Annotated in this window: 15 protein-coding genes and 1 pseudogene; 8 read left to right on the top strand and 8 right to left on the bottom strand. The window is 56.9% G+C overall.

Annotated features, from left to right (window positions below):
- The first annotated feature begins 218 nt into the window (after nucleotides 1-218).
- Nucleotides 219-1,250, top strand: coding sequence for a GDP-mannose 4,6-dehydratase (gene gmd / locus ACQZ2L_RS21255; RefSeq protein WP_430327725.1), 1,032 nt, complete (start codon nucleotides 219-221; stop codon nucleotides 1,248-1,250).
- Between the two features lie 61 nt (nucleotides 1,251-1,311).
- Nucleotides 1,312-2,274, top strand: coding sequence for a GDP-mannose 4,6-dehydratase (locus tag ACQZ2L_RS21250; protein WP_430327724.1), 963 nt, complete (start codon nucleotides 1,312-1,314; stop codon nucleotides 2,272-2,274).
- A 20-nt stretch (nucleotides 2,275-2,294) separates the two neighbouring features.
- On the opposite strand, the gene ACQZ2L_RS21245 is transcribed toward ACQZ2L_RS21250, so the two are convergent.
- Nucleotides 2,295-3,434, bottom strand: a complete 1,140-nt coding sequence (locus ACQZ2L_RS21245) for a glycosyltransferase family 4 protein (protein ID WP_430327723.1) — start codon at nucleotides 3,432-3,434, stop codon at nucleotides 2,295-2,297.
- 14 nt (nucleotides 3,435-3,448) lie between these two features.
- Nucleotides 3,449-5,455 (bottom strand): annotated as a pseudogene (locus tag ACQZ2L_RS21240) (glycoside hydrolase family 99-like domain-containing protein); the annotation flags it as partial.
- A gap of 704 nt (nucleotides 5,456-6,159) precedes the next feature.
- Here ACQZ2L_RS21240 and ACQZ2L_RS21235 point away from each other — a divergent pair.
- The 3 genes from ACQZ2L_RS21235 to ACQZ2L_RS21225 all read left to right on the top strand — a co-directional run bounded on the left by ACQZ2L_RS21235 (nucleotide 6,160) and on the right by ACQZ2L_RS21225 (nucleotide 10,195).
- Nucleotides 6,160-8,079, top strand: coding sequence for an acyltransferase family protein (locus ACQZ2L_RS21235; RefSeq protein ID WP_430327722.1), 1,920 nt, complete (start codon nucleotides 6,160-6,162; stop codon nucleotides 8,077-8,079).
- Between the two features lie 106 nt (nucleotides 8,080-8,185).
- A complete protein-coding gene (locus ACQZ2L_RS21230) occupies nucleotides 8,186-9,118 on the top strand; it encodes a KpsF/GutQ family sugar-phosphate isomerase (RefSeq protein ID WP_430327749.1) in 933 nt (310 codons plus the stop codon).
- Nucleotides 9,119-9,493: 375 nt separating this feature from the next.
- Nucleotides 9,494-10,195: a glycosyltransferase subfamily GT2 protein gene (locus ACQZ2L_RS21225; protein ID WP_430327721.1), complete on the top strand. Its 702-nt coding sequence runs from the start codon at nucleotides 9,494-9,496 to the stop codon at nucleotides 10,193-10,195.
- A gap of 28 nt (nucleotides 10,196-10,223) precedes the next feature.
- Here the strand turns inward: ACQZ2L_RS21225 and ACQZ2L_RS21220 are convergent, their stop codons facing one another.
- The 6 genes from ACQZ2L_RS21220 to ACQZ2L_RS21195 all read right to left on the bottom strand — a co-directional run bounded on the left by ACQZ2L_RS21220 (nucleotide 10,224) and on the right by ACQZ2L_RS21195 (nucleotide 20,118).
- On the bottom strand, nucleotides 10,224-11,318 hold the full coding sequence (locus ACQZ2L_RS21220) for a hypothetical protein (RefSeq protein WP_430327720.1): 1,095 nt from the start codon (nucleotides 11,316-11,318) through the stop codon (nucleotides 10,224-10,226).
- Nucleotides 11,315-12,775, bottom strand: coding sequence for a glycosyltransferase (locus tag ACQZ2L_RS21215; RefSeq protein ID WP_430327719.1), 1,461 nt, complete (start codon nucleotides 12,773-12,775; stop codon nucleotides 11,315-11,317). Before ACQZ2L_RS21215 ends, ACQZ2L_RS21220 begins: the two co-directional genes overlap by 4 nt.
- A gap of 56 nt (nucleotides 12,776-12,831) precedes the next feature.
- Nucleotides 12,832-15,207 (bottom strand): glycosyltransferase family 2 protein, encoded by a 2,376-nt coding sequence (locus ACQZ2L_RS21210; RefSeq protein ID WP_430327718.1) that lies wholly within the window; start codon nucleotides 15,205-15,207, stop codon nucleotides 12,832-12,834.
- Entirely contained in the window at nucleotides 15,207-17,693 is a 2,487-nt protein-coding gene (locus ACQZ2L_RS21205; protein WP_430327748.1) for a glycosyltransferase, read from the bottom strand. Before ACQZ2L_RS21205 ends, ACQZ2L_RS21210 begins: the two co-directional genes overlap by 1 nt.
- Before the next feature lie 143 nt (nucleotides 17,694-17,836).
- On the bottom strand, nucleotides 17,837-19,282 hold the full coding sequence (locus ACQZ2L_RS21200) for a DUF4214 domain-containing protein (RefSeq protein ID WP_430327717.1): 1,446 nt from the start codon (nucleotides 19,280-19,282) through the stop codon (nucleotides 17,837-17,839).
- A 17-nt stretch (nucleotides 19,283-19,299) separates the two neighbouring features.
- Nucleotides 19,300-20,118: a hypothetical protein gene (locus ACQZ2L_RS21195; RefSeq protein WP_430327747.1), complete on the bottom strand. Its 819-nt coding sequence runs from the start codon at nucleotides 20,116-20,118 to the stop codon at nucleotides 19,300-19,302.
- 628 nt (nucleotides 20,119-20,746) lie between these two features.
- Between ACQZ2L_RS21195 and ACQZ2L_RS21190 the strand changes: the two genes are divergently transcribed.
- The 3 genes from ACQZ2L_RS21190 to ACQZ2L_RS21180 are packed head-to-tail and all read left to right on the top strand — an operon-like array spanning nucleotide 20,747 to nucleotide 25,341.
- On the top strand, nucleotides 20,747-22,558 hold the full coding sequence (locus ACQZ2L_RS21190) for a type I secretion system permease/ATPase (RefSeq protein ID WP_430327716.1): 1,812 nt from the start codon (nucleotides 20,747-20,749) through the stop codon (nucleotides 22,556-22,558).
- A 12-nt stretch (nucleotides 22,559-22,570) separates the two neighbouring features.
- A complete protein-coding gene (locus ACQZ2L_RS21185; protein ID WP_430327715.1) occupies nucleotides 22,571-23,896 on the top strand; it encodes an HlyD family type I secretion periplasmic adaptor subunit in 1,326 nt (441 codons plus the stop codon).
- Entirely contained in the window at nucleotides 23,893-25,341 is a 1,449-nt protein-coding gene (locus ACQZ2L_RS21180) for a TolC family outer membrane protein (protein WP_430327714.1), read from the top strand. The genes ACQZ2L_RS21185 and ACQZ2L_RS21180 overlap by 4 nt, the downstream gene beginning before the upstream one ends.
- Nucleotides 25,342-25,543: the final 202 nt, after the last annotated feature.

The following is a 25,543-nucleotide window of genomic DNA, read 5'->3' as shown; positions in this document are numbered from 1 at the left end:
CTTAAGCGAGTACTGGAATGGTTGCTGGCAGTAATCCATACGCACACTTACCAGAACTTAAAAAAGTGGGCACATAGGGTAAGCCCGACATAAACGGTCGGATTAACTTTCAACCTCGTACCCGTGGCGCTTAGTCAGTATCATGTCGCTATGCAGGTCCATCAAGCCGTCAGGGCACTTCAAGAGAAGGCTGTGATGGTGACTTTTCTGGAGGATTCATGATCGCTATCGTCACCGGTATTACAGGCCAGGATGGAGCGTATCTTGCGCAGCTTCTGCTCGGCAAAGGGTACACCGTGTACGGCACCTATCGGCGCACCAGCTCCGTCAACTTCTGGCGGCTGGCCGAGTTGGGCGTTGAGCAGCATCCCAATCTGCACCTGGTGGAGTACGACCTGACTGATCTGTCGGCCAGCATCAGGCTGCTGCAGACAACCGAGGCGACCGAGGTGTACAACCTTGCCGCACAGAGCTTTGTAGGCGTTTCGTTCGACCAACCGATCACCACATCTGAAATCACAGGCCTTGGCGCTGTTCACCTGCTGGAGGCGATTCGTATCGTCAATCCGAAGGTGCGCTTTTACCAGGCCTCGACCTCGGAAATGTTCGGTAAGGTCCAGCAGACCCCTCAGGTCGAGACAACCCCGTTCTACCCGCGTAGCCCTTACGGTGTGGCCAAGCTCTACGCGCACTGGATGACTATCAACTATCGAGAGTCCTACGGTCTCTTCGGTGCCAGCGGCATCCTGTTCAATCACGAGTCGCCCCTGCGCGGTCGTGAGTTTGTTACCCGCAAGATCACCGACAGTGTGGCCAAGATCAAGCAGGGCAAGCTGAGCCTGCTGGAACTCGGCAACATGGACGCCAAGCGGGACTGGGGTTACGCCCAGGAATACGTCGAAGGCATGTGGCGCATGCTCCAGGCCGATGAGCCCGACACGTTTGTACTTGCTACCCACCGTACAGAGTCCGTACGCGACTTCGTCACTCTGGCGTGCAAGGCCGTCGATATCGATATCGTCTGGAAGGGCAAGCACGAAAACGAGATTGGTATCGACGATGCCACCGGGCAGACCCTGGTAGCGGTCAATCCCAAGTTTTACCGCCCGACTGAAGTCGACCTGCTCTTGGGCAATCCGGAAAAGGCCAAAGCAGTATTGGGCTGGGAAGCCCGGACCTCGCTCGAAGAGCTGTGCCGCATGATGGTCGAAGCAGACCTTCGCCGTAATGAATCGGGTGTCTGTTTCTAAAGGCTGAGCGTATCCGCGAGCCTGCCCCGAGCGGTAGGTGAGCACGATTTGGAGTTGGACGATGGCCCGGATTCTTTTGACAGGCGCCAACGGTTTCGTTGGCAAGGTGCTGCAGCGCAGATTGCGCCAGGACCAGCATGAACTCATCGGCACCGTTGCATCCCTCCCGTCGCCCGATGATCAGGGTGGCGATTACGAGGTGATGTATATCTGCGATGGCGCTGCGGTGGATGCGGTCATCGCACGCCTGCAGCCGACCCATCTTATTCATCTGGCGGCCATTTCCAACGTGGCGTTGAGTTTCAAGGAACCTCTGCTGACGTGGAACACCAACGTCATCGGCACCCTCAACCTGATGGAATCCTTGAAAAAACACGCGCCGGGTTGTTTCACTCTTTTTGTGAGCTCATCAGAGGTCTACGGTGAAACCTTCAAGCGTGGGCAAGCGCTTGACGAGTCTGCCCCGTGTGCGCCGATGAACCCTTACGCAGCGAGCAAATTGGCGGCCGAACATGCTGTCACGCAATATCTACGTCAAGGCCTGGGCGGGGTGATTGTGCGCCCGTTCAACCATATCGGCCCTGGCCAGAGCGCAGATTTTGTCACCGCGTCGTTCGCCAGGCAGATCGCGTTGATCGAGGCTGGCTTGCAGGAGCCTGTCCTCAAGGTGGGCAATCTTGATGCCAGTCGCGACTTCCTGAGCGTTGACGATGTCTGTGACGGGTATGCACGTCTGGTCGAGGTAAGTAGCCGCAGCCTTGCGCATCGGGTGTACAACCTGTCCTCCGGAGCCAGCACGCGGATCCGTAGCGTACTGGACGAGATGCTGGCGCAGACCACAGTGCCTATCGAAATTCACACAGACCCCGCGCGCCTGCGTCCCTCGGACATCCCGGTTGCAGCAGGGTCAAACCAGCGCATCAAGGCCGAACTGGGCTGGCAACCCACCATCCCGCTTGCGCAGACGGTGGATGCCATCCTTGGCTATTGGCGAGAGCACGTCAGGCAGACTTTGCAGCATTGAGCGCTTGCCTCGTATGAGGTTCAGGCCAGATGTGCTTTCCGGATCTCGTCCAGACGTGCCCTGTAGCGCAGCCCGGTGTAGCGGTAGCTGAAGTTGCTCTGCATGTGCAATTGCGCCTTTTTGCCTAGCGCCCGGCCCATTGCCGGGTCATCGACCAGTTGCAGCATGTAGGCCACAGCCTGATCCTGATCCGGCTCAGCCCAGTGTTGGCCATGATGGTGCGGATATTCACCCTCCAGTACCGGGATCAACCTGTAACCCACGGGCAGGCTGGTGTCGGGCGTCATGAAGTCCATGTTGCCCGAATACGCAGTGGCGATCGCTGGTTTGCCCAGTGCCATTGCCTCGGCGACACCAAAACCATAGCCTTCGGACCGATGCAGTGACACGAAACAGTCACTGCAACGCAAGAGATTCTTGACCTCACTGCTGCTCATCATTCGATCGATCAACGTTACCCGGCCATACAGTGCCTGTACCTCTGCCTGCAGCTCTGCGAACGCCTGCGGGTTCATGTCGACCCCGTTCACTTTGATCACCAGATGGGTGCGGGTATAAGGCCTTTTATTGAGCAGTTGCTTGAATGCTTCAAACACCCCGCGCGGGTTTTTACGGGCCGAGTACGAGCGCAGATCATAGAAAAACAAAAACACATAGTCAGCTTCAGGCAGGCCGAAATAGCGTCGGCTGTAAAACCCGTCCAATTTGATTTCTGTGGCCAGAGGCATATGGACTACAGGTTTGCTGCAGACCTCTTTGAGGCCGTCCATGACAAAACGGGAGGCTGCCCAGATTTCGTCAAAGCGATCCAGTTGCTCTGCCCACTCCTGCGGGTAGCGCGGCAGCTCCCAGAGCGGGTAGATGATGTTGTAGCCGGTCCAAGGACGAGCCTGGTTGATGTGCTCCAGGGCGCCAGCGACCTCATTGCCGTTGATATGGAAAATATTGATCGGCGCAGGATCTTCAACCATGGCCTGGCCAAACTCGGCCACTTCATCGTCGCTGGCGGGCACGAGCTTGTAGATATCGTGCAGCTGCGGCGGTTGATAAACAGCGTTCAGCGACCTGAAGGTGGCTCGCACATGTTCGCCCATACCGATTGGGGCGAATGGGTGGCCGGCCAGACATACGTCACTGCTGTCTTTAATGCTATCGGTCATCAGTCTTCAGCCACTCAGTTTTTCTTCAACAGACGCGAGGCGTCCAGCGCATTGCTCACCGCTTCGAGGTAAGTGTGACCGAAGCGACGGTCGGGCTCGAGGTAAGCGCCTTCGGCCCATTCGTTCCAGGCATTGATGAATACCAGGCGCTCGTCGCCAAAGTGTTGCTCACGGGTATCGGTAATCGACTCTTCGAGCCAAGCCTGGAATGCGCCGGGCGTCGACATCTCGAAACAGCCGCCGGCATGCTGGCGGCGGGCGGTGTTGTCCCAGCCTGGCATCACCCCTTTGAAACGGGTGTATCCAGGGGCAGGACGCGAGGCGAAGCTTACCGCAAGGTCGCGGTAGTCAGCCGAGTGGCCAACAAACTCCGGATTGAGCATCGCACCGGTTGGCGGTTTGGGCTCTACCAGCCCGCCTGGCGGGAATTCCACTGCCGCATCACAGCCAAACAATGACGGATGGAAGCCGGCTGTGGCGAGTTCGAACGACTCGACCATGGCAATGTAGATTTCCCCCACACCTTGCTCGCGGCACGCCTCTCGCCAGCGCGCAGCGGTTTTAGCGAAGTCCGGGAACAGGGCAGGGCGGTAGATCACCATCAGCGGACGATCATCCACTTTGATGTAGCGGTCATCCTTGAAGAAACGGATCAGATCGTTGATAACCGCAAGGTCGTCGTCTTCACTGTGGGCCTGAGCGATCAACACTTCCTGTTCCAGCCCGTCCCAGCGCCGTGTCCAGTTTTCGTTGGCCCAGCACAGGCAGAACGGGATGTCCGGCTTGTCACTGAGCAGCAACTGCTCGACTGGACGTTCCAGCAGGCGTTTGCCGTCGAACCAATAGTAGTAGAAGCAGAACCCATGGATGCCGTAGCGCTGCGCCAGGTCTGCCTGAGCTTGCAGCACTTCAAGCAAGCGCAGGTCGTAGTAACCCATATCGGCAGGCACCCGGGGCTGGTAGTGGCCCACAAAGTTTGGCTTTGCCTTGCTGACGTTGGTCCACTCGGTGAAGCCCTTGCCCCACCACAGATCGTTTTCCGGCACCGGATGGAATTGTGGCAGGAAGAAGGTGATGAGGCGCGGATCAAAGTGCTGATCCAGCGTAGGGCCCCACTTCTTGTTCAGTACGCTGACGTTGTTGGCAATGGCAGCCATCTTGAAATCATTGCCCGTCGCGGCGGTGGTTTTGGACAGGTGGTGGACGATGGTTGCATGCGGATTGTAGTAGACCTCATAACCAGCAGCTCGAATCGTCAGGCACAGGTCGCTGTCTTCGCAGTAACAGGGCAAGAACTCTTCCGAGAAACCCCCAATGCGCCTGAGCAACGCGGTAGGCGCCATCAGGCAAGCACCCGATACGTAGTCGACTCGCCGTGTGTAATTGAAACGTGGCTGGTCGGGGTGTTCTGCAAAGCCGATCATGGTCGAAACGCCATTTGGCGCCAGTGCTGCCCCGGCCTCTTGCAGATGGCCACTTGGGTAGACGAACTTTGGCCCAACCACGCCCACCTGATCGTAGTCGACGAACGTCGCCAGCAGCGCTTCCAGCCAGCCAGCAGTCACCTGTACGTCGTTGTTCAGATAAACGGTGAAGGCGCCGTTGACCGCGGCCATCGCTCTGTTGCAATTACGCAGAAACCCGAGGTTCTCTTCACTGCGCAGGTAGCGGATGTTGGCAATCGGCTCGAGCAGGGTCTGGGTCTCGTCGCTGGAAGCGTCATCGGCAACGATGATTTCTACGGCCAGGTCGGCGGGCAGGTGCTGCTGGATCGATGCAAGGCACTCGAGGGTGAGCTTGGCGTTGTTGAATACCGGGATCAGTATCGACACCAGAGGCAACGCCCCAGCGGGCTGGAACCGAAGCTGCTCAGCATGGCTGGGCAGGTCGGCTTCGGCGAAATCCAGAACGTCTATCAGCGAAACAGGCTGGGCAGCGCGGTGCGCGGCCTTGGCTGCGGCGATGCGCGCTCGGACCTGGGCATAGTCCTGCCACTCCCAGACGCCATCGGCGCACGGCAGGTCCAATTCAGTGAGAGGCGAGGAGTGGCCAACGCTGCTATCAGGTTCGACGCTGTGAGCCGGCGTCGGCGAATGTTCTTGGTGCGGGGGCTGGGCAACGACGCCGGGTGCGACCGTCTGGGTTGGATCTTCCGTCATGGCGGTTGAGGATTCCTGTAGAGACGCGTGCGTGACAGCTACCGCGTGAGATGGGCTGGCACGTCTGCGATTGGCCGCAGCCGCGTCGGTTGCGTGAGCTGATCAGCTCTACGATAAACCGCTTGTGGGCGCGCAGGCCATTGAATAACAAGTGAATAATGAAACAGCCTGCTGACGATTTCCAGCTAAAACTGGAGTCCGAGCGCCACTGTGACGGGCCCGTAGATTCTCGTTTTAACCGCGGGCATTGAGCACAAGCATATAGGGCTTCGTCTTTACACGGTACCTGCCAGGTCATTGAGCGGGATGATTACAGGACTCCAGCGAGGCCAGACGAGGCGATAAGCTACAAGTCGAACATCAGAGGGTGATACTGCCAAAAGCTGTACCCGAATAATGGGAGATAACGCCTGCATTTGCGGGGCGTGGCAGTTTGACTGGTGATTTGCAATTAGCCACCCTATTGCCCGCCAGACGGTAAGGCTTTGTGCCACTGTCGGATACCTATTGTGTGGTAGATTCAGCGTGTTGTTTCAAGCGCATTTGATGACTACCAAAGGATAGGTATGCGATTCAGGGATGATATAAATGGCCTGCGGGCACTGGCAGTTTTGGCCGTTGTTGTATTTCATTTCAATTCAACGCTACTGCCGGCCGGTTTTGCTGGCGTCGATGTGTTCTTCGTCATTTCTGGCTACCTGATGACAGGGGCGATCTATCCCAAGGTTCAATCGGGCACTTTTTCGTTGCCTGGTTTTTATGTCAGCCGGGCCAGGCGGCTGATTCCAGCATTGGTGGTACTGTGCGCGGCCATGCTGGTCTGGGGTTATTTCAACCTCCTGCCTGTTGATTACAAGCAGCTCGGAACGCATGTCGCAGGCGCGCTCACCTTTACCTCGAACCTGGTGTTCTACAGCGAGTCTGGTTACTTCGACTCGGCATCGCACCTGAAGTGGTTGCTGCACACATGGTCGCTGTCGGTCGAGTGGCAGTTTTATCTGCTTTATCCGCTTCTGATCATGGCGTTGCTTAAGACCGTTGGCGCTCGTTTGGGCCGGTTGGCGATCGTGGCACTGATGTGTCTCTCCTTTGCGCTGGCAACGTGGTTGTCCTACCGCGCAGAGAGCTTTGCTTACTTCATGCTGCCGTCACGCGCATGGGAAATGCTGATTGGTGGTGTTGTGTACCTCTATCCGCTGCAGCTGCGAGGCCGGATTAAAGCATTGGTGGCACTGACGGGACTGGGGCTGATCATCCTGTCGTTGGTTGCGCTCGATAGCACCACACCGTGGCCAGGGCAATGGGCGCTGCTGCCTGTCGCCGGTACCTGTCTTGTCATTGTCGCAGGCTTTACAGGATCCTGGCTGACTACCAATGGCCTGGTCGCCTGGCTAGGCAAGACGTCCTACTCAACCTACCTCTGGCATTGGCCGGTCTGCGTCTATCTCTATAAACATGGGCTGGCCGACCAACCATGGGCAATTGTGGGTGGTATCGCGTTGTCATTTGCACTGGGCTCTGCCTCCTACTGGACGGTGGAGCAGTCTGGCACCCGCCGAGCGTCTGCCGTGGGCACGCTTGGTAGATGGCGCTCCAGAACACGACGACCGCTGGCCATCAGCACCTTCGTTTTGGTAGTTGTCAGCGGGTATACCATTGCCAAAAGCAACGGCGCCCCTTACCGGATTGCAGACGAAATCAAAGCCCTGTCGGCCATTACCAACGTCTACGAATATTTCGATTTCAAGCAGAATATCCGCTACGGGGTGTGCCACTCGGTGCCCAAAGATGCGAGCTATGCACAGTGCATCGAATCTGGGCGCAAGATGATCTTCATTTGGGGTGATTCGTATGCCGCTGCCCTCTACCAAGGGGTGCTGAAAGTACGTGATGACGGTTATCCGGAGTATGGGATAGCGCAAATGACGGACGGTAACGGGCCACCGTTCTTCACCGTCTCGGGCAAGACCGATGAAGGCAAGCCGGTTGTCGAGGCGAATAATGATCGGCTGGCTGCGGTGGCGATGTACAAGCCAGATGTGGTGGTGCTGAGTTGGCTGGTATTTGGCAGCAACGCGCCTCACGAGCAAAATCAGGCATTGGCACTGCTTGGCGATACAGTGGCAAAAATAACCGCGGCATCGCCATCAACCAAGGTGGTTGTGATTGGCCCGGTACCGCACTGGAATGGCAATCTCAGCTCGAAGATCCTGGACTACTGGGCGCAATACAAGCAGTTGCCCCCGCAGTACATGGAGTACGGGCTCAACCCACAAGTCATGGCCTGGGACAGTTTCTTCAAAACGCGCGTACCTGCCATCGGCGCATCCTATATCTCGGCTTTGGACGTTTTTTGCAAGGCGCAAGCCTGCTTGAGTCGTCTTGGCGACGACGTGACCGATCTCCCTGTGGTCGACTTTGGCCATCTCAGCAAACATGGGTCGGTGTACTTGATCGACAAGATCAAGGCGGACGTCTTCAACTGATGGCGCACCAACCGCCCCACGCCCAGCCATTGAGCATACTTTGCACAGGGCCGTTTTAGACCGTACCATGGCCGCTTACGTATTAATCAAATCATTACGGAAGACTATGAATCACCTTCAGATCGCCAAAGAAGCACTGCGGGCTCAAGCTACTGCGGTGAGTGCTATTGCAGACTGTTTAGGCGAGGAGTTTCAACGCGCAATTGAGTTGATACTCGGTTGCAAGGGCCGGGTCGTGGTCTGTGGTATGGGGAAGTCCGGACTCATTGGTAAGAAGATGGTGGCCACCTTTGCCTCGACCGGCACCCCCAGCTTCTTTCTTCACCCGGCAGAAGCGTTCCACGGTGACCTGGGCATGCTCAAACCGGTCGATGTGCTGATTCTCATCAGCTACAGCGGTGAAACTGAAGAGGTGATCAAACTTATTCCGAGTTTGCAGTCGTTTGGCAACCAGGTCATCGCGATGGCCGGCAACGGCAAATCCACCCTGGCCAAGCATGCCGACATCTGGCTTGATGTATCCGTCGAACGCGAAGTGTGCCCTAACAATCTGGCGCCGACGACCTCAACGCTGGCCACCATGGCCATGGGCGATGCATTGGCAGTGGCCCTTATCGAGGCTATCCAGTTCAAGGCCATGGACTTCGCCCGGTACCATCCCGGTGGCAGCCTCGGCCGCAAGCTGTTGACCCGGGTCAAAGATGTCATGCACTCGCCTGCGCCAGCAGTGTCGCCTCATACCAGCTTTCATGACTGCCTGATGGTAATGACTCAAAGCCGCCTGGGCATGGCTGTAGTAATGGACCAGGGAAAGCTCGTCGGGATTGTCACCGATGGCGATCTGCGTCGAGCGCTGCTTGATAATGAGGGGGTTATTCGTCAGCCCGTATCAGATTTCATGACTGCCAAGCCTCACACTATTAATGACAATGCTCAGCTGTCCGAGGCTGAGATATATATGCAGGAAAACAAGATCAGAGCCCTGGCTGTAACCAGCGATGATGGTGCGGTATTGGGCGTAGTAGAAATTTTTGACTAGCGAGTGCCTTTGCCTTTACAGGACACCGGCAAATGGTGCAACCGGGCAGGGTAGTCTGCCTGTCCCAGCAACGATCCTGATCTCATCATTGATCTGCATCCGCGCTGGGTTGTGCGCGGTGCACCGGGACCTTGTCTCCATGGGGGGGCGAAACCGACGCTGGCAAGGACCGTGGATAAGATGGATGGTCCAATGCCAAGTAGGTTTCTCATCTCTCCATTTGAATAGCTGGCGCAGGCAGGGGCCTATATGTCTCGAAAACGAATAGGTTGTGGGATTATCACATGCAACCGAGCTGAGAGTTTTCAGCGATTACTACGATCTCTTGAAGGTACTAGCCTGGACGCGTTGGTCATTGTCAATGACGGCACGGAAATGGCAGGTTCAGTCAGTGCTGAGGTTATTACAAACGAGTTTAACCTCGGGGTCGGGCGATCTAAGAACAAGGCGTTAAGGTACCTGCTTGACAAAGGCTGTGACCATATTTTTCTTGTGGAAGATGACGTCTATGTCAAAGACTGTACAGTTTTTGACAGGTATATAGCGGCTTCTGAGCGTACCGGTATACAGCATCTCAACTTTAGCCAGCATGGCAACCTGAACAGGAGGAAGTCAGGTGTGCCCAAGCCGATCGCGCGCGTTATCAGCGGCGGCGTTGAGTTGGATATCTATAAGCACTGTGTGGGTGCATTCTCCTACTATTCGAGAAAGTGTCTGGACACGGTTGGCCTGATAGATGAGCGTTATTTTAACGCTTTGGAACATGTGGATCATACCTACGAGATCATCAAGGCGGGTATGCACCCGTCTTTCTGGAGCTTTGCGGATATCGCTGAGTCTTATAAGTATATTGGTGATGACGGGTGGAGTGTGGAGCAGTCGAACATTGCGTCGCGCGCAGACCATGAGGCCAGCGTAGCGGCCGCATTGGATATATTCAAAGGCAAGCATGGGGTTGTGCCGAGTGAAATATCAATGCCTGGCATGGATGAGCTGATTGATCAGCTTGAGCGTATTGGGCGCACGCATTCTTGTAATGAGCAGTTTGAGGGGGCCAGGCTGCTAAAAATTTACTAGCCTGCGCTGGCCCACCAGCAAAATTGAATCAAATTTCCATTATCAGATTCTTCAGGGGGTTACGAATCTGAGGTTTTGCCAGAATCTGGCTAATCGCAAGGTCGAAGCCTTCTACGTTAAAGCTGTGAAGCAACCCGGTGGCTGGAACTGCCGGATTGCTGGCTTGTAACTCTTCAGGTGTTGAGAACAGCGATGCCCCTGAGAGGGAATCTGTGACCGTCTTCAAGCCTTCATTACAAAATATCGATACAGGTACACCGTACATCTCGTACTCGAGTAGGCAGGTGGACACGGTCGAGACGCCTTCGGAAGCATGCTTGATGAGCTCCTCGGTTGTGTCAATCGAGTGGAAGTAGATCTCTCTATCATGCCCGTAGCGGAGGAGGTTACTCGGTTTTGCACTGAGCATGTAATGAATCAAGTTCTGAGTGTTCAACTCTGCAGGATGGGGCGCCCAGATGTACAGTTTTTCAGGATTGGCCCTCGCCAGTTCAAATATGGACTGTGCAAGTACACGCTGATCCTGATAGCTATACAAGTACCAGTTGGTGTTGGTAGTAATCACCGTAAACACGGGTACGACCGGTGGGCTTTCCTTTTTCACGCGTTGAGCCCGATTTCTGGGATACCCGATAGAGGCGTCGGCAAACCAGCTCAACTGATGATCGGCAAAAGATGGAACTGGATATCCAGCGCCTGATGTATGTGACGCCGTATTCACGAATTTGGAATCGTCGGACAAGTTGAAACCAAGCTGATACAGGCCGTGCGGTACCTCGATGATTGGAATCGAAATGGCAACGCATGCTTTGAGCACTGTAAGAATGCCCTTTTCCAGCACGGGGCTGATATGACCTACCGTTGTAATCGCGGCGCTAAAGACGCCCGCGAGCATGATCACCGACTTCGCATCGGATGTGATTTTAACATTGTCCGGCAGCACATAATCCGTAGCTAGATTGTAGTCTTTCTGCGGACTGTTGTTGTATATCAAGTAATCAAACTTGGAGCCGAGCGCAGACAGCAGCGCCAACTCCACTTGCGAAAAGTTATTCGTCACATAAAGCAATGTCTGCTTGGACTGCTTTAGATTCAGTTGCTCAGATCTGATGACGCCGCTCATTGTGCGCTTACCACGTGATGTTTGAGGACTGCTTCCCTGGCCTTCAGAGAGGCACGAGCTATGACTGCAGGGTCTTTGATCAGCTTTTCAAGCGTGGAGTACCATTCTGCTTGCGACTCACACAGCCAGCCATTGACGCCATGCGTGACGGCCTCGACGAACTCGTCTCGTGGACTGGCAATCACCGGAACACCTTGAGACCCACACTCGATGAACTTAATGTTTGATTTCGCATTATTGAAAATCGTGTCCTCGAGGGGGGCGAGGGCGATGTCATGTTCGGAAATAACACTTAACATCTCGTTGAAATTGACGCGAGAGATGACTGTGACCTTAGTGTTAAACAGTTCAATCGGGTTGGAGTGGGTGCCGGTATTCCCGAGGAAGGTAATTTCAAATCGGTCCGGGTACTCTTGTGCCAGCTTCAGGAGTGGGCCCTGGGCAATAGAAAAATCTTTTTTATGGGTGGCGGTGCCAGACAGGTAGAGTATTTTTACCTTGCGGCTTGTAATGTTTTTCAATTTTTCAGCGCACTGCTGTTTAGGCAATACCATTGCCGAAACAATTTGATTTCTGTGCACTTCAATGGGCTTCGATAGATGCGCCATTGCTTGGGCGATCAATGGTGTACTGCAACGGAATTCATCGGCATACAGAAGGAATGCGGACTTCCCCATGATGTTCTTGCGCGCATGTTCGACGGTTTTACCGTCGCTCGATCTGACATGTCCGAGATACTCGCAGTGTTCGGGGAGTAGCAGGTCATCGTAGTCAAGTGTAACTTTAACGCCAATATTTTTAGCCAGTTCGATGAGATAAAGCGACATCTCGTTATGTTCAGGCCTTGAAAATATCAGCTCTTTACAGTTGAAAATCGCACGAACCATTTTATGGATTTCGGTCTGGCCGTGGTACACCAGATTCTTCGAAATCTTTTGTGATTGAAACAGGCACCGATAGACGAATGAGCCGTCACGTCGCGGCGCGCTCGAGAGAAAAAGCGTTGCTTCGTGGGTATTCTTGAAGGTTTGCGAATGCCTGACCAACCCCGGCCGGATCAGCTCGCGTGATTCCTTGAATCCATACGTGAAGTAGTGATCCGCAGCGTGCATCTCATTTTTAAGAACGTCGCTGTATTTCGCAGTATATTTCTTGTGATCAATCAGGCACTTGTATATATGACTCGGGTCGATGTCAGGCCGGTCACGGATCAGTTGCTCTGCAAACCTTTTTGTCGGGTTCGTCGACCCGGTGAACACATAACCAGCTTGATTGGTGATCATGGTGACAGGCGGTGCCACTTGCTCAAGCTTAGGCATATCTTGGGGGGTAGTCGCCGGTTGGGCCGCGATTGCAGTCGATTTATGGCTAACGACTTCTGCGGACAGTACTGGCGTACGAGCGTCTTTGGTGTTTTTTAGATTTTGCACTTTTTTTCTGGGGTTTTTAATAGTCAAGATTAATGCCTTGGCCTGCTGAGCAGACCGCGTAGGTAATGGATATAGACGTTGTCTTAGCGCGTTACCGGGGGTCTTGGAGGAAGAGCCAACCCTCCATAGGCGCCGCTCAGATAATCCAGCGAGAGGCTTGGGTGATAGTGAGGATCACCGCCTTGGGTCGAAACCCAGCGTTCTATAAAGTTTTTCTGCTCTCGCAGCGCGCGCGCCTTTTTTTCCGGCGTTAGATCTTTGCCACGGCTGGCCGACTCTGCATGAATGAGTTTGGCCTTGGAGGACCAGATTATGCGCTTGCCCGCGGCTTTCACCTTCAGGCAAAGATCGACGTCATTGAATGCCACTGGGAATGCCAACTCGTCGAGTCCTTGGACTGCCTGGAACAGGGATTTAGAGATCAACAGGCAGGCTGCAGTGACCGCACTCTGCTCTCGGGTAAGATGGTTGAACGCGAGGTAGCCCGGGTCTTGGTCGTTGAGTAGGTTGCCAGTGTGCGCCGCCAGCCCGTTGATGCCGACGACCACGCCTGCATGCTGGACCATATGGTTGGGCCACAATAATTTAGCACCGACCACACCGACATCTGGGCGCAGCGCATGCGAAACCATCTCCTTTAGCCATCCGCCTTCAACGATCTCGATATCATTATTGACCAGACCAATCAGGTCGCCCGTCGCGTGGCTTACACCAACATTATTGATTGTCGAGTAATTGAACGGGTGGGGGTGGGAGACCACCGCAACACCTCGCTTCTTGAGATCCTCGAAATACGCAAGGGTCTGCGGGTCACTCGACTGATTGTCGACGACAATGACTTCCAGGTCGGGGTAATCGGTCTCGTTTAATAAACCTTCAACACAGGTATGCAGCAACCTGAATTGGTCGCGCGTAGGAACAATCAAGCTCACGCGCGGTAGTTGCTGCGGCAGTGGCCAGAGTGGCCGCAAAAGCGCTGGATAATGCTCAACAGAACTAACAGTTGTGCCAGTCGCTAGCGACTCACATAACCATTCCACCGCGCGCCTACGATGCGCCGAAGGTTCCCCTTGCTCGGGGCTTTCCGGAGCGCAAGCTGAGCGATGATAAAGCACGCGGGGTAAGTGGGCCACGGATGCTTTGTTTTGCTCTGTCGCCAGTGCAATTGCTGCAGTCAGGTCATGCCAATTCACGGCAGAACGTGTTACTCGATCCGGGAGAAGGCTCAGTGCCTGGGCGATGAATGGAGCGCTGAAGATGGCCCCCGGCGTGAATATATCGGCCCCGATAAACAAGTCGATATCCCATATCGGCTTCAGCCAGGGATGTGTCCGCTCGCCTGTGGGGCTGTCGTGGTCGCAGTCACCATATGCCCACGCATTATTGCCGTCGAGCAGTGCGCACAGATGACCAAGTGCCGATGGGGCAAGACGATCGCCGGCAATTAAGGGCAATATAAAATCGCAGCCTGCTGCCAGCAACTTATCCACAGCAGGCATTAAGTCTTCAGCAGGCGTGATGGCAATCTCATGTACCAAGGCCCGGTCTTCGCCCAGGCTGTCCAGCGTTAGCTGTTCTTGTGCGCGATTCCCGTCGCTTATCAGGACCACTCCAACCTTACCCCGCAGTTCCACCGCCGGCAAACTGTCCAAGCGCTGAAATGCTTCAAACCAGCTCGGGTACAGGTTCCAGCCGGCACTTTTGGGCAACAGAACCGTATGTTCATTTGCGACATCTGTCAGCAGCGAAATGAGCGCAGGGTCTGGTTCAACTTCCAACTTCTGCAGCAGGCCTGTAACACCTTCAGGCCAGCAGCAAACACTAATGGGGCTCCCAGCAAGTTGCTGACCTCGATCATCGGTCAATTCCAGCTTGTGTACCATTCCATCAGCCAGCTCCCAGGGAAGGTCAATGGAGAAACCATGATCGCTCGTCGCGCGATATGCCAGTGCTTGATTGTGCGAGTTACATGTCGCGCTAGCGATGACCACATTGCCCTCGCTGACTGTGACTTCCACATGCCGCCTGGGTGACTGTGGGTCCCAGCACCAGCCACTGAGTCGAAGTCCACCCGTGTGCCAAACCTGTGCCGCGATTGCATGGCTCGAATCTGGCGGGCCCGCCGGGAGCAGCACGTTGCAGTCGAGCTCGAAACCATCATTGGCAATCCGCACCGTAATCACCGCTGCTTCATCCAACCAACTCTGCCGCAGTTGCACGGTAAACCCGTGGAACTGGTCACCCATGGGGGCCAAAGGCTCATACTGGTCTGCACGGGCGAGCGCGACCGGTGCGCCATCGATGATCACTTCCACAATCAGTCGTTGTTCTGGTTGTGCCGTGTTCATCGCCCAGCCATGTAACACATCCCCTTGCAGGCCAAGGATGACACCGGCATGCGTGCAGGGCAGTACTGGGTGTTGGCCCGCCTGGGGCTTTTCCAAGAGATCTTGAGTCATCAGGCCTGGCTCACTGAAAAGGGTAAAGAAGTCAAAGCGCTCGCACCGGCTTCGGTCGCCACCGCGCCTGGGTTGGCAAACAGTGGCACAGCCAGAGTCTTGGCGAGCATTGGAGCGATCCAGTCGGCGCCTGGTGCATCATCGAGGCTTAGCACGGCGCCGCAGCCCGCAGCGCGAGCGCGCTCGGCCAGACTGAAATCGTGCAGCAGCGGAAGCCGGTGAACGACACCGGTCGCCTGTAGAGCCTTGAGCCAAGGCCCATCATCCTTGGCTAACAGTACCAGCGGTAATTGTTCACGAATGGCCTGTCTGGCCAGGCTTAGCCAGCGCTGGGCGAGGGCTGGCCGGCTAAGGCTGTCGCCGATCAGCAACACCTGCTGGTGGGTTGCAGCCGCTACAGAGTCCGCTACGGATGCAGGGGCATGGGTGGGAGGCAGCAAGGATGCTTCTGGAAGTCCACTAGCGTAGCCCGCCTGCAACGCGTGCCAAGGGAGTTGGATGGCAGTTGCTGCGTTGGCAAAGCGCTGCCAGTCGAAGGTAGCGTCCTGACTGAGGAGCCGGTTGTCCTGGCAGATGATCCGGTAGGGCAGTCCGAGCAGGGAAGGCAGCTCGCACAGCTCAGCAGGGCAGCGGGTCAGCTGCTCATATTGAATGTCGCGAATGGGCAGCACCTGCAACGTCTCAACCAATTGCTCGTACTGCCCCGGCAGCTCGAAGTCCAGGCTCAGCGCCAGCGGCCGCATGGGCGCCTGTAGCGTGGCCCAGACGCGGTGATGCTCGTGGCGCCATGCGAGGCTGAATACCGATTCGCTATGTGTATCGCCGCCACTTACATAAAGGGTTTGGCTGGTCTGCTGGCTCCAAAATGCTTTTTGCGCAGTCGTGCTTAGGCCTGCCAGATTGGCTACACGGGCTCGCTGCAATTGCTCGCGAGCCGGTTTTATCGGGTCGCGAAGGCAAAATGCGTTGTAGCGAGCAGACGCGTCGGGGTAACGCTTGCGCAGGATGGCGTTGTTGTGTGCCACGCGCAGTGTTTTTTCGGCGCCGAATGAAATCCCGCCCTGATGCGCGACAAACACATTCGCCGCGCCCATATGACGCCAACCGAGACTGCGCGCACGCAGGCACCAGTCGGTTTCTTCGCCGTAGCCGCGCGCCAGGTGCACTTCGTCCAGATAACCCACCTGATCCAGCGCGCTGCGCTTGATGTACAGGCAAAACCCGCAGCCGGTCTCGATTTCTACCGGCGGGCTGTCGGTCTGCCGGGCGAGGTCGTCCAGCTGCGCCTGCTCGGTGGCGCTGGGCATGGGGTGGCTGACCCTGCTCTGGGGGAAGCTCATCAGCTCGCCATTGTTGGTGAACGGCGTCACCGAGGCGACGCTGATATCGCTGTAGGCCACCTTGCGCAGACGATCAAGCCAGTTGCCGTGCACCCGGGTGTCGGCATTCAGCCACACCACATCCTTGTTCGGGCTCAACGCCATGGCGCGGTTCATGCTGCGAATGAAGCCCAGATTCACCGCATTGTTTACCAGCGTGATCTTGCCTTTGCTCGCGAGTACCCTCAACGCCTTGGCGAGGGCCGGCAGGGGAGTGGCGTCCTCGACAACGACCACGCGGTGCGCAGTGCGATTGAGCTTGCGTGCCTCGAGCGCGCTGTGGATGCATTCCAGCGTCTCATCGAGGCCAGCGTAGACCGGTATCAGTACGTCCACTGGGTGCTTTTCACCACCCCCGCTCGATGCGGGTGGCGGCACAAACGCAGGCATGGCAAACACCGGGCTGCCCAGCAGCGGTGTGCCATCAGCAAAGTGCAGATGAACTGCCGCAGTCGGATTGGGTACGTTCACGCGCAAGCCGCCATGGGTCGTCGGCAGGCCGGCAGCGCTGAGCAAGGGGTGCGGTGCGCTGGCGTGGGTGTCGACACTGACGCCGTTGGCGTCGAGTCGAAGTGCAACGGGGGCCTGCAGATGGTGCAGGTCGATGGCCCAGCCCTGGATCACGCGTTGTTCAGGGATGTAGCGCACCACCCCAATCCTGCCCGGGGCGTCGGTTTGCGCGGCCAGCAGCTTGAGCACTTGTGTGAGCTCCTGCGCTGTATGGATTTCTGGCAAATGCGCAAGGATCATCCGGCGCAGCTCGGCGGGAGACTCTGACTGACTGCGGGCCTGCCATAGCGTCATGCGCAGCGCCAGGTCATTAGGCTGGGTTTTCCAGGCTGTCGTCAGGTAGCGGGTAGCGAGTTCGAAGTGGCCTTGCGCCAATAGGCTGCGGCCAACCAGTGCATGGATGTCGGCACGGTCGGGCAGCGCCTGGGCTGCATTGGCAAAATAAATAAAAGCCAGGTCAGGCGTTTGCGGGAGTGCCGCAATGCCTTTCCACACCAAGGCTTCCGGCCGGTACTCGGCGGTCTGCATGGCACGCTCGAGCGCAGCAGCCGCGAGGCTCTGCTCGTTGGCTAGGCGATGGCGGTGGAACATGCCCATGAGCGTTTCTCGCCCATGGTCGAGGTGTCTGGACATAAACTTGGCTTGAGTGAAAATAAAAAAGAGGGGCGACCCGGAAGTCGCCCCTTTTCGCATATACCCGACCTTGCGGCCGGGCATACGCATCGCTACGACAGGGCTAGTTACACCTGGCCGTGCAGCACAACGACGTTGTCGATGTGGTCAACAGCTTCTGGCGAACCAACGATGCCCAGGGCAACATCGGCATGAGTGCCGCCGTTGGCCAGCAGGCCCAGCCAAGCAGCCTTGCCAGTTGCGTCGGAGTCGCGACCCAGAGCGGTCTGGTACAGGCCTTCGATGAAGTCTGCATCGGACTTGGTCTGAGCTTCAGCGGAACCAACAATGGCGGAAGCCACTTCGGAACGGCTTGCACCGTTGAACAGCTGACCGACCCAAGCGTTCAGGCCTTCTTCTTCAGCTTCACGGCCCAGGACGTTTTCGTACAGGTCGCGTACGAAGTCGCCGTTGGACGCATCGGCAGCGATAGCTTCTTGCGAAACTGCGATCGCAGCAGCGATGTCGGTCAGCGAACCGCCATTGGCCAGCAGGCCAGCCCAATCTGCAGCGCCTTCGGCGTCAGCGTCACGACCCAGCAGAGCTTGGTACAGGTCGTTGATGTCGGCAGCGTTGACAACGCTGGTGACTTCGGACGAGTTCAGGAACAGGTTGGCGATGTCGGTCAGCGAAGTGCCACCGTTAACAGCGCCTACGAAGTCCTTGGCACCTTGCAGGTCCGCATCGCGGCCCAGGATACCTTGGTACAGACGCAGGGCAGAAGCTTCAGCTTCGCTGTGAGCCAGTGCAACGGTCTCAACGGTGTCGCCGTCAACGAAGGTCAGGAACTCAGCGTTCGAGATCGAAGCGGTTTGGCTACCGGTCAGAGTAACGTTGAAGTTGGAGTTGGTAGCGAACTCGTAGTCAGCACGCGAACCGTCCAGTTGAACCACGTCGTAGCCAGCGCCAGTGTCGACGATGTCAGTGTGGTTGACGCCGCTCAGGACGACAGTGTCGTTGCCCGAACCGGTTTTGACGTTGTTGTTGCCAGCGCCAGCGATAACGGTGTTGTTGCCGTTGCCGGTAACGATGGTGTCGTTGCCGTCGCCGCCGTCGATGTAGGTGTTTTGGTCGCCGTTAACGGTGATCACGTCGTTGCCGTTGCCGGTGGTGACAACCAGGCCGATTTCGGCGTTGGCGTCAGCGCTGACAGCGATGTCGGCAGCCAGAGCAGCGAAGGCAGCAGGGGCAGCGCCCGATTGGCCTTGCAGGGTAACGTTCAGGCTTGCATCGCTTTCCAGGATGTAAGCACGAGCGCCAGCAGCTTCAGCTTCGGACAGGTCCAGGGTCACCAGGTCGGTTGCAACACCAGCGATTTCGCCAGTAACAACATCTACTGCGCCGCCAGCTGGCAGCTCCAGGTTCACGCCGTCGAAGCTTGCAACGTTGACGGTTGCGCCTTCAACGTCCAAGCCCAGCAGCGAGCTGATGGCGTTGACAGTGCTGTCAGTCAGCGTGGTAGCTGTCAGGAAGGACTGAAACTCGGTAGACGAAACGGGGCTATCGTATTGCATGATCGATTCCTACGACTTCAAGCCAATTGGCTTGCGATACTTATGTTCTGCTGGTAAGCAGAGTTTTCCCACGGAGACTTAGAGCGGGCAGCGTTCATCTTCGTGACGGGAGTTATGGCAATATGCAGCGCCACCAGTGGCTCGTTGCCAGTGGGGCCATGCATCATCTGATTGGCGATCAACCGTTGTGGTTCGGCGTTGCCGAAAACGATATGACCGGAAAGTTCGTAATGTTTGCGCTGCGGCCCGACCAGGCTGAAGCCGGCGCAGATCAGTGGCAGGCCCTCGCCGCGAATGCCGACGAAAGTGCCGGTCGAGACGTTGCGGCTGGGGCCGGAGCCGGCCACCATGCAGGTGTAAAGCAGGTCTACCCCCGCTGGTTTGTCTGGCCAACCAATGGCGAACGCTTCGATGAATTCTTCGCTGTCAGGGGCGCCTACCCAGCCTTCGCTCGAGACGACTTCGCCGGCATGTTGCAGGTGTGCAGTGAGCTCCAGTGCCATGGGCGCAGTGCTGGCTTCCAGCGCCAGTTCCGGATCGCTGGTGGCGACCACGGCAAATGTACGCATGATGGCAGGGGAGTTATCGATGCGGTCTATGCGCAGGTCAACGGGGTCGATCACGTCGTCGAACATGTGATATTCGGTGATCAGAACCGTGGTCACGCCGCCCTTGACGCGCGCAACGATGGTGTCGCCAAGATTGTTCAGCATGTTCTTGCTGACACCCTCGGCGGGGAAGAAATCGATCGAGCCCTTACCGAGTGGCGCTTGCTGCAAAGCGATGCACACTGGCTTGTCGGCGGGGGGCTGAGAGGCGTACCGGAAGATGTACATGCCCGGCTCGAGCAGCGTGACTCTCGAGCTGATTTTCAGGCCATCTAGCGGCTGTGAAGGCGAGGACATGGCGTTGTTAAGCTCCTTTTAAACAAAAACACTGGCAGCTAACTTGCTCAAACCCGTGCATACACCTGGAACGGACAGCGGACGCTCCATGCGAGGGACGAAGATGCAGGGATGTGAAAATGTTGTCAACTCACTCATGTAAAATAATTTTCATTTTTTTTCTGAACTAAATGTCTGGCTCAATGATCGCAGGGTCGGACCGAGTGCGATGCAGGCGCTCCTATGACTCTATGTCAGCATCGAAATTCATTATATTTTTCAGATGCTTGCAGCGTTAAGATGAGCGTGCGTCAATGCTTTGGCTGGGGCGTCTCAAGGCCTGTTGTGCGCAACCAGGCTTAGTGCCGTTGGTCGCTGAACACTCTCGCTGCTGGCCTTGTGATATCTAAGTTGATCCTGAAAGTTCGCTTATGCTCGTTTGTTGACGCTGGTCATTATTTTTTCATAAATAAAACGCTTCATCGGCTCGTCAAGCGGTGCCACGGGGAATCAGGCACGCTGCCCCCCTAATCGAGTGTTACACTGCTTGCCGTTTTTTTGCCTCCCCAGTATGGATACCATGAGTTCACTATCCGAAAACAACCTGCAAGCCGCCCTCAAAGCCTGTAAGAGCAGCTTCCTTTCGGTCGGTTTCTTCAGCTTCTTCGTCAACACGCTGATGCTCGTGCCAACGTTCTACATGATCCAGATCTCTGGACGTGTGGTGCCTTCGAGCAGTACCTCGACCTTGCTGATGCTGACCGTGATTCTGACGTTGTTGTTGGCAACCATGGGCTCCCTTGAGTGGGTGCGATCGCGGGTGATGGTGCGCATCAGCAACCGGCTCGACGTGATGCTCAGTCGCGATGTATACCGCGCCAGCTTCAAACGAGCACTGAACAGTGGTGGCGGCGACGCTACCGCGCAATCGCTGAATGACCTCACTGCGCTGCGCCAGTTTTTCACCGGCAACGGGCTGTTCGCTTTTTTCGATGCGCCCTGGTTCCCTATCTACACCTTGGTCATGTTCCTCTTCCACCCCTGGTTCGGCTACATGACCCTGGCATGCGGGGCGGTTCTGACCGTCCTGGCCTTCATTAACCACCGCTTGACTGCCAACGCCCTGGCCAACGCCAACAAGGAAAACGTCGCCTCCAACATGGTGACGACCAAGACCTTGCGCAACGCCGAAGTCATCGAGTCGATGGGCATGCTCGAGACACTGATGAATCGCTGGGCCAAACGTCAGCGGCGAATCATGCTGCTGCAGTCCGAGGCAAGTGACAAAGGCGGTATCGTCACCACCATCTCGAAGACCTTCCGCACCTGGTCACAGTCGATCATGCTGGGTATCGGCGCCTACCTGGTAGTCACCCACGAAATCAATCCCGGGCTGCTGATGGCGGGCTCTCTGCTGTTGGGGCGTGCCCTGGCACCTATCGACCAGATGATCGGCAGCTGGAAGGGTTTCGTCGCTGCCAAGGTTCAATACGATCGCCTGAGCAAGGTCATGGATGACCTCAACAAAGAGCCGGAGCGCATGCCACTGCCCGCGCCGGAAGGGCACATCCAGGTGGAAAATCTGGTTGTTGCACCCCCAGGCGCGAAAGCGCCGGTTATCCGCAATATCAGCTTCGTGGCGCCCGCAGGTTCCATCGTCGGTATCGTTGGCCCAAGTGCGGCAGGCAAGTCCACGCTGGTGCGGGCAATCATGGGTATCTGGCCGCCGCAGCATGGCGTAGTGCGTCTGGATGGCGCCGACATCCATAGCTGGGACAAGCACGCGCTGGGTCCTTATGTCGGCTACCTGCCGCAGGACATCGAACTGTTCGAAGGCAGCATCAGCGAAAATATCGCTCGATTCGACAAGGTTGACCCTGACAAGGTTGTGCAGGCCGCACAGATGGCCGGCGTCCACGAAATGATCCTGATGCTGCCTGACGGCTATGACACCGTGATTGGTTCGGATGGCATCAACCTCTCGGGCGGCCAGCGGCAACGTATCGGACTGGCCCGAGCCATCTACGGTAACCCGCGACTGATCGTGCTCGACGAGCCCAACTCGAATCTTGACGATGTCGGCGAGCGCGCCCTGGGTGTGGCGCTGCAGAAACTCAAGGAAACCGGCGCGACGGTATTTATCGTCTCGCACCGGCCCAACATCCTCAGTCGTCTGGATCGCGTGCTGGTGATGTCGGGCGGCACCATTTCGTTGTACGGCGAGCGCGACCGAGTCATTGCCGAGCTGGCGGCTCAGCAGGCCAAGGGTCAGCAGCGTGTCGCTCAGCCCGATGCAGCGCAGCCTCCGGCGGCGGGTCCTGCCGCTCCAAAATCAGCGCCACCAGCGACGGCCGCCGCAGGGCCGGTTACCACCACCAGCCCCGGCGTGTGAAGGGATTTCCAGATGAGCAGTAAAGCGATCACCACGTTCGACCACAACTTCGACGACATGCCCACCTCCGATCGCGGTATTCGCCGTATCGGCATCACCATCATCGTGATCACCTTCGGCGTCTTCGGCACCTGGGCTGCATTCGCCCCACTGAGCAATGCGGTACACGGTTCCGGTGTGGTAACCGTGCAGAACTACCGCAAGACTGTGCAGCATCTGGAAGGCGGCATCGTCAAGGAGCTGCTCGCTCGCGATGGCGATCTGGTACAGAAAGGCGACCCGCTGATCGTGCTCGATGAAGCCCAGTTGAGCGCCGAGTATGAATCCACCCGCAACCAGCTGATCGTAGGTCGCTACAAGGAAGCGCGCCTGCGTGCCGAGCGCGATGGCCTCGAGGAGATCCCGGCAGTCACCATGGATGGCACCGATTCCGAGCGGGCCAGAGAGGCGTTGGCCGGAGAGCTGCAGGTATTCAAGGCTCGGCATGACTCGCTGATGGGTGAGATATCAGTCAATCGCGAGCGCATCGAGCAGATGAAGCAGCAGATTGCCGGCCTCGACGACATGATCCGCACCAAGCGCAACCTGGAGAAGTCCTATACGGGTGAAATCAAGCAGTTGAAAGAATTGCTGGCCGAGGGTTTCGTCGACAATCAGCGTTTGCTCGAGCAGGAGCGCAAGCTCGACCTGCTCAGGACCGAGGTGGCTGATCATCAGTCGAGTATCACCAAGACCAAGCTGCAGATCGGTGAGACCGAACTGCAGATCGTGCAATTGAAGAAGAAGTTCGACTCGGATGTGGCCAATGAGCTTTCTGAAGTCCAGGCTCAGGTGTTCGATCTTCAGGAGCGGGAAGCGGCGCTGCGTGATCGTTTGTCGCGGGTAGTCATCCGTGCCCCGGAGAGCGGCATGGTGCTGGACATGAAGGTTCACACCATCGGTGGCGTTGTAAGTGCTGCCACTCCGCTACTGGACATCGTTCCAGCAAGTTCCGAGCTGGTCGTCGAAGCCAAGGTTGCAACCAAGGATATCGACCGCCTTGAGCTTGGCAGGACAGCAGATATCCGCTTCGTCGCCTTCAACCAAGCGACTACTCCGGTAATCGAAGGCACGTTGATCCGCGTCTCCGCCGACAGCCTGACCGAAGAGCGCACCGGCGATCAGTACTATCTGGTGCGGGTCAAGGTATCTGAAGACGGCATGAAAAAACTCGGCAATCGCAAACTGCAACCCGGTATGCCGGCTGACGTCCTGATCAACGCAGGTGAGCGCACCATGTTGCAGTACCTCCTGAAACCAGCGCGCAACATGTTCGCTGAATCGCTGATCGAGGAATGATTGTGCGTTTGCTACCCGGTGTTTTGATGTGCATGGCCGCCAGCCAGGCGCTGGCGGCGCAACCCCAGGGTGAAGTTCCCCGGCAAGTTGCAGCCTCCAGTTACGCGCTTGACCTTGCAGGTCTCTATCGCGAGGCCCGCCTGGAAGATCCCCGTGTGCTGGCGGCCTATGCCCGTGCGCGTTCTGCCGCTGAGCAACAGCGCGAAGCCCTCGGTGGCTTGTTGCCGCAAGTGTCGGCCAATGCCAATACCAGCCGTGTGTTGCGCAAGAATGAAAACACGCGCGACATCTACAACAACGAAAACTACTCGCTCAGCTTGACTCAGTACTTGTACAACAAGCCTGCGTGGGAGCGTTATCAGAAGTCCAAGAGTGTCAAGGACCAGAAGGGTCAGCAGGCGGAAGATACCTTGGCCGAAGCGACCGTCGACCTGGCCAAGCGCTACTTCGTTGCCTTGGCTGCTGACGATGAACTGGCGCTGGTTCAGGCCGAACGCCGCGCCACGCAAAAGAACCTTGATCGTGTCAGCATGATGTTCGACCGGCAGATGGCCAAGATCACCGACAAGCTCGATATGCAAGCGCGGGTCGACTCTCTCGCAGCGCAGGAGGTTGACGCGCGTAACCAGGTCCAGGTCAGTCGCGAGGCCTTGGCCGAAATCGTCGGACGGCCGATCAGCGAGCCGCTGAGCCGGGTGCGTAATGATGTGCAGTTGCAGGCGTCGACGCGCCCACTGCAGAGCTGGATTACCCAGGCGGTTGAAACCAATCCGATGCTGAAGGCCTCCCAGAGTGGCGCCGAGGCTGCGAATGCAGCCGTGCGTGAGGGCAAGGGTGAGCACTATCCGCAGCTGTCGCTCAGTCTGAATGCGCAGCAAAGTGACCAGGGTTATGACAACACCCAGGCACCCCGCAGTGACAGCTATGTCGCGACGCTGGGTGTAAAAATCCCGCTTTATAGCGGCGGGTCTACTTCCGCGAGGGTGCGCGGGCTGTACGACGAGCAGCTGGCCGCTGAAGTGCAAATGGAGGGCATTCGTCGCCAGGTGGTGCGTGAAACCACCACGGCGTATCTCACTGCTCAGTCCAGCGTCGAGAAGATCCGCGCCAATCGCAATGCCTTGTCCTCTGCGCAGAAATCCAGTGTCGCTGCGCAAAAGGCGTTCACCTATGGCGTGGTCAACGCGGTGGATGTGCTGACTGCGGTGCAGAACGAGTTCAAGACCCGCCGTGACTTGCTCAAGTCGCAGTATGACTTCATCACCAACCTGTTCCTGCTCAATCGCTGGGCAGGTGAGTTGAATCAGCAAAGCGTCGACAGCGTCAATGTCTGGTTGAGCCCGGTGCCCGAGACCACCCTGCCTGGCGGTGCCGCGCAGGGGGAAGGCGAGGCTACGGGTCAGGCGCGTGCCGTGACGGGGGCCGGGGCATCGCAGGTGCGCTGAAGCGGGTTGACCGTGCCTTCTAACGCCCGCTCACGGGATTTTTCTGAGTCGAGTCAACGACCTAACGTCTGTATACTTGGCCGCTGACTAAATCACACGGGCGTTAGACAACGATGCATGGCAAGCCATTGTGCCTCTGGGTAGAACGCTAGGTGAGCGGTTGTATAGCTTCGCCATTTGATTCTGTGCTGCAGCAACTCAT

The organism is Pseudomonas shirazensis (genome assembly GCF_050496565.1).
GTDB classification, from domain to species: domain Bacteria; phylum Pseudomonadota; class Gammaproteobacteria; order Pseudomonadales; family Pseudomonadaceae; genus Aquipseudomonas; species Aquipseudomonas shirazensis_A.
This window is presented reverse-complemented; position numbering and strand designations above follow the sequence as displayed.

What these genes read in the sequence shown, in the direction of transcription:
- gmd (WP_430327725.1), top strand. Translation starts at nt 219, where the DNA reads ATGATCGCTATCGTCACCGGTATTACAGGCCAGGATGGAGCGTATCTT.
- ACQZ2L_RS21250 (WP_430327724.1), top strand. Translation starts at nt 1,312, where the DNA reads ATGGCCCGGATTCTTTTGACAGGCGCCAACGGTTTCGTTGGCAAGGTG.
- ACQZ2L_RS21245 (WP_430327723.1), bottom strand. Translation starts at nt 3,434, where the DNA reads ATGACCGATAGCATTAAAGACAGCAGTGACGTATGTCTGGCCGGCCAC.
- ACQZ2L_RS21235 (WP_430327722.1), top strand. Translation starts at nt 6,160, where the DNA reads ATGCGATTCAGGGATGATATAAATGGCCTGCGGGCACTGGCAGTTTTG.
- ACQZ2L_RS21230 (WP_430327749.1), top strand. Translation starts at nt 8,186, where the DNA reads ATGAATCACCTTCAGATCGCCAAAGAAGCACTGCGGGCTCAAGCTACT.
- ACQZ2L_RS21225 (WP_430327721.1), top strand. Translation starts at nt 9,494, where the DNA reads ATGGCAGGTTCAGTCAGTGCTGAGGTTATTACAAACGAGTTTAACCTC.
- ACQZ2L_RS21220 (WP_430327720.1), bottom strand. Translation starts at nt 11,318, where the DNA reads ATGAGCGGCGTCATCAGATCTGAGCAACTGAATCTAAAGCAGTCCAAG.
- ACQZ2L_RS21210 (WP_430327718.1), bottom strand. Translation starts at nt 15,207, where the DNA reads ATGACTCAAGATCTCTTGGAAAAGCCCCAGGCGGGCCAACACCCAGTA.
- ACQZ2L_RS21205 (WP_430327748.1), bottom strand. Translation starts at nt 17,693, where the DNA reads ATGGGCATGTTCCACCGCCATCGCCTAGCCAACGAGCAGAGCCTCGCG.
- ACQZ2L_RS21200 (WP_430327717.1), bottom strand. Translation starts at nt 19,282, where the DNA reads ATGCAATACGATAGCCCCGTTTCGTCTACCGAGTTTCAGTCCTTCCTG.
- ACQZ2L_RS21195 (WP_430327747.1), bottom strand. Translation starts at nt 20,118, where the DNA reads ATGTACATCTTCCGGTACGCCTCTCAGCCCCCCGCCGACAAGCCAGTG.
- ACQZ2L_RS21190 (WP_430327716.1), top strand. Translation starts at nt 20,747, where the DNA reads ATGAGTTCACTATCCGAAAACAACCTGCAAGCCGCCCTCAAAGCCTGT.
- ACQZ2L_RS21185 (WP_430327715.1), top strand. Translation starts at nt 22,571, where the DNA reads ATGAGCAGTAAAGCGATCACCACGTTCGACCACAACTTCGACGACATG.
- ACQZ2L_RS21180 (WP_430327714.1), top strand. Translation starts at nt 23,893, where the DNA reads ATGATTGTGCGTTTGCTACCCGGTGTTTTGATGTGCATGGCCGCCAGC.